This is a genomic window from Halomonas sp. OfavH-34-E (genome assembly GCF_024124525.1).
GTDB classification, from domain to species: Bacteria; Pseudomonadota; Gammaproteobacteria; order Pseudomonadales; family Halomonadaceae; genus Halomonas; species Halomonas litopenaei.
The window spans coordinates 67,073-78,903 of record NZ_JAMXRY010000025.1; the positions used below are offsets into that span (position 1 = coordinate 67,073).

General features: G+C 63.8%; 9 protein-coding genes. 4 read left to right on the plus strand and 5 right to left on the minus strand.

Translation table 11 applies throughout. From position 1 onward, the window contains the following. The first annotated feature begins 171 nt into the window (after positions 1-171). Genes NH448_RS12580 through NH448_RS12590 form a run of 3 tightly spaced genes read left to right on the plus strand, consistent with a single transcriptional unit; the run spans position 172 to position 3,136 of the window. Positions 172-1,161 carry a tripartite tricarboxylate transporter substrate-binding protein gene (locus NH448_RS12580; RefSeq protein WP_045994007.1) on the plus strand — a complete coding sequence of 330 codons (990 nt, stop codon included), beginning with the start codon at positions 172-174 and terminating at the stop codon, positions 1,159-1,161. Then, on the plus strand, positions 1,158-1,613 hold the full coding sequence (locus NH448_RS12585) for a tripartite tricarboxylate transporter TctB family protein (RefSeq protein WP_045994006.1): 456 nt from the start codon (positions 1,158-1,160) through the stop codon (positions 1,611-1,613). The genes NH448_RS12580 and NH448_RS12585 overlap by 4 nt, the downstream gene beginning before the upstream one ends. Beyond that, positions 1,613-3,136: a tripartite tricarboxylate transporter permease gene (locus NH448_RS12590; protein ID WP_045994005.1), complete on the plus strand. Its 1,524-nt coding sequence runs from the start codon at positions 1,613-1,615 to the stop codon at positions 3,134-3,136. Before NH448_RS12585 ends, NH448_RS12590 begins: the two co-directional genes overlap by 1 nt. 154 nt (positions 3,137-3,290) lie before the next feature. Here the strand turns inward: NH448_RS12590 and betC are convergent, their stop codons facing one another. The 4 genes from betC to NH448_RS12610 all read right to left on the minus strand — a co-directional run bounded on the left by betC (position 3,291) and on the right by NH448_RS12610 (position 9,092). Beyond that, positions 3,291-4,865: a choline-sulfatase gene (gene betC, locus NH448_RS12595; RefSeq protein WP_045994004.1), complete on the minus strand. Its 1,575-nt coding sequence runs from the start codon at positions 4,863-4,865 to the stop codon at positions 3,291-3,293. 72 nt (positions 4,866-4,937) lie between these two features. Next, positions 4,938-5,915, minus strand: coding sequence for a TAXI family TRAP transporter solute-binding subunit (locus NH448_RS12600; RefSeq protein WP_083970540.1), 978 nt, complete (start codon positions 5,913-5,915; stop codon positions 4,938-4,940). Further along, positions 5,899-7,854, minus strand: coding sequence for a TRAP transporter fused permease subunit (locus NH448_RS12605; protein WP_083970539.1), 1,956 nt, complete (start codon positions 7,852-7,854; stop codon positions 5,899-5,901). The genes NH448_RS12600 and NH448_RS12605 overlap by 17 nt, the downstream gene beginning before the upstream one ends. 29 nt (positions 7,855-7,883) lie before the next feature. After that, positions 7,884-9,092: an ROK family transcriptional regulator gene (locus NH448_RS12610; protein ID WP_045994002.1), complete on the minus strand. Its 1,209-nt coding sequence runs from the start codon at positions 9,090-9,092 to the stop codon at positions 7,884-7,886. A 209-nt stretch (positions 9,093-9,301) separates the two neighbouring features. Between NH448_RS12610 and NH448_RS12615 the strand changes: the two genes are divergently transcribed. Beyond that, positions 9,302-10,267 carry a formylglycine-generating enzyme family protein gene (locus tag NH448_RS12615; protein ID WP_124804873.1) on the plus strand — a complete coding sequence of 322 codons (966 nt, stop codon included), beginning with the start codon at positions 9,302-9,304 and terminating at the stop codon, positions 10,265-10,267. 232 nt (positions 10,268-10,499) lie between these two features. On the opposite strand, the gene NH448_RS12620 is transcribed toward NH448_RS12615, so the two are convergent. Beyond that, positions 10,500-11,831: PLP-dependent aminotransferase family protein (locus tag NH448_RS12620; protein ID WP_253028829.1), on the minus strand; the 1,332-nt coding region annotated here is incomplete at its 5' end.

An 11,831-nucleotide genomic window follows, 5' to 3' on the forward strand; every position in this document is an offset into this window, starting at 1 on the left:
GATGCTATCCGGGCTTAGCTTTCCATCCAAGGGAACGACGTTCTGCCTTACAGAATTGTAAGCCAGGTGTCAGTTTCCAACAAGTGGAAATCTCGGCGCCGTCTCGGCGTCAATCGCGACGGGATGTCGGCTCGTGCCTCCTGTCAGCAGACAACAACAGAGGACTTCGTCATGTCCATGAACACGCCAGTCAAACTGATCGCCATCGCTGCCATCACCGGTGCAGCCAGCACTGCCGTTGCCTTTGAGCCCGAAGGCAAGGTCGAGTGTCTGGCACCTGCCGACCCGGGCGGCGGCTGGGACTTCACCTGCCGCAGCGTCGGTACCGTGCTCGAAGAGCTGGACCTGGTGCCGCGCGGTGTTCAGACCGTCAACATGGCCGGTGCCGGTGGTGGCGTGGCTTACGCTCACACCGTCAGCAAGCGCGCCGGTGATGACCAGCTGCTGGTCGCGGCTTCCACCGCCACCACCACACGCCTGGCCCAGGGGCAGTTCCCGGGAATGACCGCCGACATGGTCAACTGGGTCGGCGCCCTGGGGGCGGACTATGGGGTCATCGCGGTCAGCGCCGACAGCGAGTACCAGGACCTCAACGCCATCATGGACGCCATCAAGGAAGACCCGCGTGCGGTGAAGTTCGCCGGTGGCAGCGCCAAGGGCGGCTGGGATCACCTCAAGGTGCTGATCGCGGCTCAGGCTGCCGGCGTCGAGAACCTGCCGAGGATCCCCTACCTGTCCTACAACAACGGCGGCGAGGCCATGACCCAGGTGGTCGGCGGCCACGTGGACGCCTTCACCGGTGACATCACCGAGGCCCAGGGTTTCATGGAGTCCGGTGACCTGCGCGTGGTGGCGGTGCTGTCCGAGGAGCGTCTGCCGGGCGAGTTCAGCGAGATCCCCACCGCCAAGGAGCAGGGCATCGACGCCGTGGGTCCGAACTGGCGCGGCTTCTACATGCCGGCGGATATTCCTGAAGACGCCAAGCAGTACTGGGTCGACGCCATGGACACCATCTACGAGAGCCAGGAGTGGAAGGACGTCATGGAAAGCAACGGCCTGATGCCGTTCCACATGAGCGCCGGTGAGTTCGAGACCTTCGTCAAGGAGCAGATCGCCGACATCAACCAGCTCTCCAAAGATATCGGACTGATCCAGCAATGAGCATGTTCAACGACCGCGTATTCGGGGTCTTGATGATCGTCCTGGCCGTCGCGTACGGCTGGGGCGCCACCCAGTTTCCCGAACCCTTTGGCGGGGCCGAGGCGGTAGGCCCCGAAACCTTCCCCTACCTGCTGGCCGTCGTGCTGGGGCTGTCCAGCCTGTACATGGTGGTGCGCCCGGATCCTGACAATGCCTGGCCCTGGAGCCGCACCGGCGTCGAGCTGATCATCGCCTTGGTGGTGCTGGTGCTCTACGCGGCCCTGCTGCAGCCGCTCGGCTTCATCCTGGCGACCCTGCTGGCGGTGGGCACCCTGTGCTGGCGCATGGGCGCGCCGCCGGTCAAGGCCTTCATCGTCGGCGGTATTTCCGGCGTGGTGGTATTTCTGATCTTCAACTTTGCGCTGGACCTGCCCCTGCCCCTGGGTGTGCTGTCCTTCCTGGAGGTGGGCTGATGGAAACCCTTGGCTACCTGATCGATGGCTTCGGGGTGGCGCTCGCCCCGCATAACCTGATGTTTGCGCTGCTGGGCGCCTTTCTCGGCACCCTGATCGGCGCGCTGCCCGGACTCGGCCCGGCCAACGGTGTGGCGATCCTGATCCCGCTGGCCTTTACCCTTGGGCTCAAGCCCGAGACCGCCCTGATCATGCTCACTGCGGTCTACGCTGGCGCCATGTACGGCGGGCGTATCTCGTCGATTCTGTTGAATATTCCCGGTGACGAGCCGGCCATGATGACCTGCCTCGACGGCTATCCGATGGCCCAGAAGGGCAAGGCCGCCGAGGCCCTGGCGATCTCCGCCATAGCTTCCTTCATGGGCAGCCTGATCGCCACCGTGGGCCTGATCCTGCTGGCGCCGATCCTGGCCGATTTCGCCCTGACCTTTGGTCCTGCGGAATACTTCGCGCTGTTCCTGCTGGCCTTCGCGACCCTTGGCGGTATCACCGGCAAGAACCCGATGAAGACCGTGGTGGCCGCCTGCATCGGTCTGATGATCGCGACCATCGGTATCGACAATACCGGGGTGCAGCGCTACACCTTCCAGGTGCTCGAACTTTACGAGGGTGTCGACTTCATCATCGCCATCGTCGGCCTGTTCGCCATCTCGGAGCTTCTGTTCTTTATCGAGGACCGTGCCGGCAAGGGCAAGAAGACCATCAAGGTCAACAAGCTCAAGCTTTCCTGGGCCGACATCAAGGGCATCATGCCCTCGAGCATCCGTGGCGGCATCCTCGGCTTTATCGCCGGCGTACTGCCGGGGGCCGGTGCTTCGCTGGGCAGCTTTATCGGCTATACCCTCGAGAAGAAGGTGATCGGCAAGAAGGGCTACTTCGGTGAAGGTGACCCGCGCGGCGTGGCTGGCCCCGAGGCCGGCAACAACGGCGCCTCCAGCGGTGCCCTGGTGCCCATGCTGACCCTGGGCGTCCCGGGCAGCGGCACCACCGCGGTGCTGCTGGCGCTGCTGATCTCGCTGAATATCACCCCTGGTCCGCTGATGTTCACCCAGAACGCGGACATCGTGTGGGGGGTGATCGCGGCGCTGTTGATCGGCAACTTCCTGCTGCTGGTGCTCAACATTCCGCTGGTCGGTATCTTCGTCAAGCTGCTGTCGGTGCCGCCGATGTACCTGTTGCCGATCGTCACCATGGTGGCCTTCGTCGGCATCTACTCGATCTCCAACACCACCTTTGATCTGTACTTCATGGTGGCCTTCGGGGTCGGTGGCTACATCCTCAGGAAGCTCGAGATCCCGCTGGTGCCGGTGATCCTGGGTCTGCTGCTTGGCCCGGAGATGGAGAAGAACCTGCGCCACGCCATGGACATCTCCGACGGCGACTGGACGATCCTGTGGGACAGCGGCCTGGCGATCGGCCTGTGGCTGTTCGCCGGTCTCGGCCTGATCCTGCCGTACATCGTCGGCCCGATCCTGAGAAAGCGCATGGAGGTTCAGACCGGCCACACCACACCGGGTGATTGAGCGACCCCGCTCCCGGTGGTTGACGAAGGCCTTCGGGCTCGACTCGACTAACGACCTTGGGCGCCCCGATGGGGCGCCCTTTTTTTCGTGTTTCTGGTCGTGCCTTGCCGTCTGACTGTATGACGGTCTGACCGTGCGGCGTGCGCCGTTGCTCTTATCCCTGGTTCGTGGACCTGGGGTGGCGGGGTTTCTCCGGAGGCGTCACCGGAACAAAGGGGAATCTGGCACGTTGCTTGGTGGCTGTGGTGCTGGGATCGGTGCCACCGCGCACATAGACCTTGGCGGGATCGTAGGCAGGGCCAAAGTCCCAGTAGGGGAAGCGGCCATGCTTCATCGCCTCCTGAACAAAGATCCGTTTGCGCTGGGATGCGCGGATGCGTCGGTCGAGATCGTCCTCGTCCCAGCGGGTCTGCATCTCGGCAAACATCTCCTCGATCACCTGCTGATAGGCCGGATCTTCTGCCAGATTGTTCAGCTCCTGTGGGTCGGCTGTCAGATCGTAGAGCATCTTGGGGTCGGTGCGGCTATGGACCAGCTTGAGGTGGCCCTTGATCATGATCAGCGCCGGGGCGTAGAGCCCTTCACCATTGAACTCGATGAAGATTCTGTCCTCGGCACTGCCGCGCTTTGGCAGGCGCAGCAGGCTGCGTCCGTCATAGGGCGCGACGAAATCGTCGAAGCCGCCACCGCTGGCGATATCGGTGAAGGTGGGCAGGAGGTCGACGAGCGAGGCGAGCGCCTCTTCGCGGTGACCCGCCTTGAACCCAGGACCCTGTGCGATCAGGGGGACACGGATCGATGCCTCAAAGGGATTGAACTTGTACCACATGCCGCGCTCGCCGAGCATTTCGCCGTGGTCGGAGGTGATGAAGATATAGGTGTTGTCGAGCTCCCCGATCCGCTCCAGGGTTTCCATCAACTCGCCGATCAAGGTGTCGAGATGGGTGACCATGGCGAAGTAGGCGCGGCGCGAGTTGTAGAGCTGCTGCGGGGTGATGTCGAATTCGTCCTGGCGGATGGTGAGGTAGTAGCGCTGCGACCAGGGGTCGCGCTGCTCGTAGGGGATGTGCGCCACCTCCGGCTCGGGAATGTCGACACCCTCGTACATGTCCCAGTATTTCTTGTCCGCGACGAAGGGGTTGTGGGGCTGGGTAAAGGACACATGCAGCAGGAAGGGGCGGTCATCCGTCGATCTGGCGTGATCGAACATTTCCTGCTTGGCGGCGTTGAACACCTCTTCGTCGTAGTCGATCTGCAGGTTGCGCTGGCAGTACCCGGCCTCGACCACACTGAGCAGGCTCATGTGCGACGGCGCGTAGGGTTCGTCGGTCTGATCCCAGTCGGCGGTCCAGGCAAAGTCGGAGGGATAGATGTCGGTGGTCAGTCGCTCTTCGAAGCCATGCAGCTGGTCTGGCCCGACGAAGTGCATCTTGCCCGCGAGGGTGGTCTTGTAGCCGAGCTTTCGCATGTAGTGCGCGTAGGTCGGTTCGGAGGCGAGGAATTCGGCGCCGTTATCGAACACTCCCACATCCGAGGGCAGACGTCCGGTCATCATCGAGGCGCGTGAAGGGCCGCAGACCGGGTTGTTGCAATAGCTGTTGGTGAAGGTCGTGCCCTTTCTGGCGATCTTGTCGATATTCGGGGTGATCGCGTAGGGCTTGCCGTAAGCGGAAAGACACAGCGCGGTCATCTGGTCCGCCTGGATGACCAGGATATTGGGTCGAGACATGATGTAGCTCCTGTTGCCGTCTGCCACCGGGGCACCCGGGTGGTGCCCCGCTGGTTCCTGTGTGGGGGTGGCTCAGTCGTCGCTGGTGCGGGCGACGAACTCCTCGATCCCGGGGATGCCGACTTCGCGGTAGTAGCGAAGGGCCCCCGGATGCAGCGGCGAGCCGAACCCGTTCAGCACCGTGTCTGCCGACATCGCGGCAAAGGCTGGATGCATGCCGGCCAGGTCATCGAGGTTCTCGAACACCGCCTTGGTCATCTGATAGACCTGCTCTTCGGGCACGTCTGACGAGATCACCAGGCCATTGGCCAGGCCATAGGTGCGCGTGTCCTCCGTCACGCCGTCATAGGTGTCGGCGGGGATCGACAGGCGGTAGTAGGGCGGGTAGTCCGCGTGCAGCGCTTCGAAGAAATCGTCTGCTACCGGGATCAGCTTGAGGTCGCGCTGGGCCGCGAGCTGGATGACCGGAGGCAACGGGAAGGAGCCGTTCCACAGGGCGGCGTCGATGTTGCCGTCGCTCAGCATGTCGGTCATGTCGCCAAGGCGCACACGGAAGGGCTCATAGTCCCCGCCGGCGATACGTTCCATCAGCAGGTCGGCATCCAGCATCGAGGTCCCGCCGGGCTGGCCCATGCCGACGCGTTTGCCCTTGAGGTCCTCGAGCGTATTCACGCTGCTGCCCTCGACGGTGAGGATGTGCATGGCGACCGGAGCGATCGACATCCAGGCCATGATCTTGCCGGGCTCCGTGCCCTCGTAGTTGCCGGTGGCGGTGTAGGCTTCATAGGCCGACAGTGAGGTCGCCAGCGAGGCTTCCATCTCTCCGTTCTGCATCAGCCGGATGTTGGCGATGTAGCCCTTGGTTTCCTCGGCGGTGGCCTGCACCCCTTCGACGTTCCTGTTGATGACGTCGGCGACGCCGGCGGCCCAGGTATAGGCGGTGCAGGGTACCGGGCAGGAACCGATGGACAGGTAGTCACTGGCCTTGGCCGCGACTGGAAGCACCAGTAGACAGGATGCGGCAAGCGCACCTTTAAGAGTGTTTTTCATGGGAGGTTTCCTTAGTTGTTGTTGAAGCCGGGGCGGTCCCGGTCGTGCTTTCTGTCTCCGTCGCCGGGAGGGTGCTGCGCATGAGCCAGACGACGAGTGCTGCAAGGAGGACCAGCGCGGCCAGGTCGAAGCGCCAGTCGGAGTTCATGAAAAGGGTGGCGGTCAAGGCAAATGCCAGGCGTTCGAACAGGCGCAGGCGCCGGCTGAAGTGGCCCAGCATAGCGGCGCTGGCGCAGATCCCGCCGGCGATGGCGGTGATGAACGACAGCACCACCTGGGGCACGGTCACATCGATGCCCAGGATTGCCGGGTCGTAGACGAAGAAGTAGGGCACGGCGAAGGCCGCCATGCCGAACTGGCAGGCCAGGACCGCGATCTTGAGAGGGTTGCCCTTGGCGATTGAGGCCGCCGCATAGGCAGCCAGTGCCACCGGTGGCGTGATCGACGACAGCATGGCCGAGTACAGCACGAACAGATGAGCCGCCAGCAGACCGACGCCCAGGTCGACCAGGGCGGGGGCGACCAGGGTGGCGACCAGGATATAGGCGGCGGCGGTCGGCAGGCCCATGCCGAGGATGATGCAGGTGAGCATCGTCAGTACCAGCGCCAGGGGCAGGGAGCCACCCGATAGCATCACCACCAGGCTCGAGAACTTCAGCCCGATGCCGGTCAGGGTGATGATGCCGATGATCACCCCCGCCACGGCGCAGGCCAGCGCCACCGGGATGACGGCCTGGGCCGCCGCCAGGCAGGTGTCGACGAGACGGCGAGGTGTCAGCGCCGTCGCCCGGTCAAGATAGCTGATCAGTGACGAGGCAATGATCGCCCAGAAGGACGAGAGCATGATGGAATAGCCGTTGAGCAGCATGCTCACGAAAACCGGCAGGGGAAGCAGCAGGTAGGAGTGCTTCAGGATCCTGCGCCAGTTGGTCACGGTGCCGGCCACGTGCTGCACCGGGATATTGCGCCGCGCCGCCTCGAAATGGACCATCGCCAGCAGCACCGCGTAGAAGATCACGGCGGGGAGGAAGGCGGCCTTGGCGATGACGAGGTAGGAGGTGTTGGTGAACTCCGCCATGATGAAGGCCGCCGCACCCATCACCGGCGGCATCAACTGGCCCCCGGTCGAGGCCACGGCCTCGATGGCGCCGGCGGCTTCCTTGCGATAGCCGCTCTTCTGCATCAAGGGGATCGAAATCGGTCCGGTTGTCAGGACGTTTGCCACGGCGGTGCCGGAGATCATGCCCATCAGGCTCGAGCCGACCACGGCGGCCTTGGCTGGCCCACCTCGCATCTTGCCGGTCAGTGCGGTGGCGAAGTCCATCATGACCTGACCCGCGCCGGTTTTCTCCAGCAAGGCGCCGAGCACCACGACACCGGTGACGAAGGTGGCGCTGACCCCGAGTGGCGTACTGAAGATGCCGCCACCACCCAGATAGATCTGCGAGATCACCCGTTTGACCGAATACCCCCGGTGGCCAAGCGGCTCCGGCAGATAGGCACCGAGCAAGCCATAGGCGAGAAAGACGGAAGCGAGAATGACGATCGGCCAGCCGATGGTGCGCCGGCAGGCATCGAACAGCGCAACGATGAGGATGACGCCGAACACGATCTCGTAGGAGGTGATCGCCCCATAGCGGCTGTTGATCGCGTCGAAATTGAAAAGCTGGTGGCCGGTGGCGAGGACTGCCCCTGCCAAGGCGGCCAGGATCCACAGGCGTGCCCCAATACCGACAGGCGCGCGCGCTCCCGCGTCAGACTCGGTGCCGATCAGGGCCATGGCGAACACCATCACCATGACCATCAGCAGATGCGCGCTGCGCTGGATGCCATCGGGGAAGACCCCGAAGTAGGCGGTATAGAGTGTCAGTCCGATCAGACCGACCGCCGCCATGGCGATCACGCTGGTCAAACACCTTTGTTGTACGCTGTCAGCCATGGGAAAGACCCTCCCGTTTCGGTGGCGCGCTAGGCAAAGCGCTGGTAGTCAAGCCGGTTGGAGTAGCAGAAGACATGCAGCGCCAGCAGCGCCGCTGCGTCGCCGGACGAGAAGGTGCCTTTGGTCAGTTCGAAGTCCGAATCCGTGCCGTAGTCGAAGTCGTTTCTCAGTGCCGTCTCGACCGCCGAGTAGTAGGTCTCGTTGGTGCCGAGATGGCCGCTCAGGATCACCCTTTGCGGGCCGAGCAATTTCACGATGCAGTCAAGCGCCGGTGCCAGTTGTGCCCCGGCCTGCTGGACCAGGGCATCGGCTTTGCCGTCTTCCAGCGCGGCCAGCAGTGAGGTGGCGTAGTAGGACAGCCTGGAGCGATCGAACCTTTGATGATCGAGCTTGCCCAACTGCGACAGCAGGCCGAAGCCGGTGGCCGACAGGTTGAGGCAATCGTTTCTGCCACAGACGCATTCGAGCGGACGCGTCTGGGCGCGAAAATGACCGATCAGCCCCGATACCTCGGATGCGCCTCGCACCAGGCGATGATCGGAAACCACGCTGGCGCCGACGAAGGTGGCGGCGTGGATGAGTGTGAAGTCCGAAATATCCCGGGCGGCGCCGAACCGCATCTCGGCGATCGCCAGTGAATTCGAGATATTCTCGACCTCGACCGGCAGGTTGGTCAGGGCTCGAATCTCACGGCAGAAGCGCCCGTCGTCTCCCCCCCAGCCAAAATATTCCGATTTGACGATTCGGCCTTCTTCCGGCTGGGTGCGGGCCGACAGAGAGACCCCGACACCGACCATGCGGTCCTGGTCGATCCCGGACGCGATGATCAGATCGTGCAACGCTCTGGCGTAGAACTTTGCGGTCTCTGCCACGTCGGCAAGGGGGGGATCGTCGAGATGGGCGCGGGCGACGGGGGAGCCGTTGGCATCGCAGATCGATACCTCGGAATGGTAGGCCGACACCGTGATGCCGCCGGCGAAGATGCCGTCCTTGACGATGCGCAGGCCGGTCTTGGGGCGGCCGACGGACTTCTTCGGGGTGTCGACGCTGAATTCCTCGACGATTCCTGCCGCCACCAGTTCCCGCACGATGCGGGTGGCAGCCATCTCGGAAAATCCCTGCCGACGTGCCAGCTCTGCCCGAGAGATGCCCGGACTCATCTGGATGTCGGACAGAAACAGGCCTCGGTGGGCCTTGCGCAGGCTGGCGGGTGTGTTGTCAGTGTTTTTGTTGATCATGATCAGGGTTTCTTTTAATAACTATCTGTTAGATATTAATTGGAGGAGCTGGTTTGTCAAACAGAAGTTCGGGGTGCTTTGTGCCTGGCCGGCTGTCTGTTTGGCGGCTTTCAAGGGTTGATGCACCATGAGTCCATGGCGGCAGTCCGCTGACCTGCGCCATGCCAATCTGCTGCGCATTGCGCCAACTGAGATCTGATCGTTTGCCCATGACTTCGATACATGACACTTCCCGCCGCAGCTGCTGTTCTCCTTCTGCCGACGCTGCTTCGCGTTCACCCGCGATCGAGGTCCCGTGGTCGGACACTCCGCGTGCCGATGAGGGGGCGGTCGAGATTCCTGGCGGCAAGGCCTACCTGGGCACCGCTACCCCGATCATTCTCGATGACGGCGAAGGCCCCCTGCGGCGCAAGCGGGTGGCCGCGTTCAGGATCGGCGCGACGGCGGTCACCAACGCGCAGTTTGCGGCGTTCGTCGAGGACACCGGCTTTGTGACCGAGGCCGAGCGCCTCGGCTGGAGCTTCGTGTTTCACCGCCAGGTAGCAGGCAATGTGCGTGACACCCTGGGTGTGGAATCACTGGAGTGGTGGCGCCGGGTGGACGGAGCCAACTGGCGTGATGTCGACGGCGCGGGCAATGATGCCGCGACCTGCCTTGCTGACCATCCGGTGGTGCATGTGTCATGGAATGATGCCAAGGCCTATGCGAACTGGGCAGGAGGGCGGCTGCCGACCGAGGTGGAATGGGAGCATGCCGCGCGCGGTGGGCAGGGTGATGTGCCCTTTCCCTGGGGGGATCGGCAGCCCGATGACGCCTCGTATTTTCCCTGCAATATCTGGCAGGGCCGGTTTCCCCACGAGAATCTCGGTCGCGATGGCTATCTGTTCACCGCTCCGGCGAAGGCCTTCGCCCCCAATGGCTACGGGCTCTTCAACATGGTGGGCAATGTCTGGGAGTGGACGGCCGAGCCTTTTGTCGTTCGCTCGCTGAGACGATCGGCCCAGGCGTTCGGCAAGTCGCGAAGGGGCTGTCGCTTGCTCAAGGGGGGCTCGCATCTGTGCCACGTCAGCTACTGTTTCCGCTATCGCATCGCCGCCCGCAGCAGCAATACGCCGGACTCCACCACCACCCACCAGGGATTCAGGGTGGTCTGGGATATCCAGAGATCGGCCTAGGGCTTGTCTGAAAAGTGCCTGCGCTCGGTAATACGGCGTTAAAAATCGGATCAAAATGCTCATTTACACCCCGTAAACTGCGCTTTTTCACCGATTTTTGCCTTGTCTAACCTTCGCTCGTCGACTTTTCGGACAGCGCCTAGTGGCGTCCAGGATGGCGTCGCGGCGAGGGTTCTCGCCGCTATCATCGTCGTTGCCCACTGTCTCGCGAGCTTGGTGCAGTGGCGTCGCGTCACGTCGGCGCGCCATCGCATCGTGCGTTGTCATCGATCCAGGCCCTGGCCAGCCAGCCGCCGGCCTCGGCGATCCGCTCCGGTGTCGAGCCGGCGTAGCCCAGCACCAGCCCAGGCATGGCGTCAGGTGCCAGGTAGTGACCGGATAGCGGTGACAGGGTGACGCCCTCGCGCCGTCCGCGCTCGATCAGGCGTTGCTCCTGTGCCCGCGAGGCGAGCCTTGCCACCAGGTGCATGCCGGCCTGGCCGGCCGACAGTTCCAGTCCTTGCTCCACGGCAGGCGCCAAGGCCTCCCTGAGACAGGCTTGACGCTGTCGATAGCAGTGGCGCATGCGCGCGATGTGGCGAGAGAAGTGTCCCTCGACGATAAAGTCTGCCAGCGCTGACTGGGATACGTACTGGCCTTCCCGATGCAGTCGCGCGTTGGCGCGGCGAAAGTCGTCCACCAGGGACTCGGGAAGTACCAGGTAGCCGAGCCTGAGGCCCGGGTAGAGCACCTTGCTGAAGGTGCCGACGTAGAGCACCGGACCGCCCCCGGCCAGCCCCTGGAGGGAGGCCACCGGCGCGGTGGTATAGCGAAATTCGCTGTCGTAGTCGTCCTCGATGATCAGCGCGCCGTGGTGGCGGGCGAAGTCGAGCAAGGCGAGGCGCCGTGCCACCGGCATCGTCACGCCGCAGGGGTACTGATGCGAGGGGGTGACATAGATCAGTCGCGGTGGCGGGCTATCCGGGGCGAGAGCCTCAGGCTGCATGCCCTGGGCGTCCACTGGTACCGGGACGGGCGTTAGCCCGGCCATGTTGAAGCAGGCCTTGGCCCCGGCGTAGCCGGGATCCTCGACCCAGACGCTGTCACCGGGGTCGGCCAGCAGGCGGGCGATCAGCTCGAAGCCCTGTTGGGCGCCCTGGGTGATCAGGATCTGCTGTGGTTGGCAATTGACCGAGCGCGATAGACGCAGGTAGTCACACAGTGCCGTCTTGAGGGCGTGATGCCCGCCGTTGGTGGCGTAGCCGAAGGCGTCGAGACTGGCCTGGTGACGATGGCGCCGTAGCAGGCGCTGCCATGCCTCGCGCGGGAACAGATCGAGGGCGGGGACGCCCGGGGCGAAGGCATCCCGGGAGCTCTCCATCTCGCCGCAGCTCTCCAGCAGGCGCTGACCTCGCCGAGAATGCCAGCGGCTCGCCTGGATGGGGGCGCCGGGCAACGGGCTGGGTTCGGGCAGCGCCAAAGACGCCACGAATAGCCCGGCCCCCGGGCGCGCCTCGACGAAGCCTTCCGCCACCAGGCGGTCCATGGCGGCAAGCACCGTGTTGCGGCCGATGCCGAGGTCCGC

Bases quoted from the DNA above. Each gene is read 5' to 3' on its own strand.
- NH448_RS12580 (WP_045994007.1), top strand. From the start codon at position 172: ATGTCCATGAACACGCCAGTCAAACTGATCGCCATCGCTGCCATCACC.
- NH448_RS12585 (WP_045994006.1), top strand. From the start codon at position 1,158: ATGAGCATGTTCAACGACCGCGTATTCGGGGTCTTGATGATCGTCCTG.
- NH448_RS12590 (WP_045994005.1), top strand. From the start codon at position 1,613: ATGGAAACCCTTGGCTACCTGATCGATGGCTTCGGGGTGGCGCTCGCC.
- betC (WP_045994004.1), bottom strand. From the start codon at position 4,865: ATGTCTCGACCCAATATCCTGGTCATCCAGGCGGACCAGATGACCGCG.
- NH448_RS12600 (WP_083970540.1), bottom strand. From the start codon at position 5,915: ATGAAAAACACTCTTAAAGGTGCGCTTGCCGCATCCTGTCTACTGGTG.
- NH448_RS12605 (WP_083970539.1), bottom strand. From the start codon at position 7,854: ATGGCTGACAGCGTACAACAAAGGTGTTTGACCAGCGTGATCGCCATG.
- NH448_RS12610 (WP_045994002.1), bottom strand. From the start codon at position 9,092: ATGATCAACAAAAACACTGACAACACACCCGCCAGCCTGCGCAAGGCC.
- NH448_RS12615 (WP_124804873.1), top strand. From the start codon at position 9,302: ATGACTTCGATACATGACACTTCCCGCCGCAGCTGCTGTTCTCCTTCT.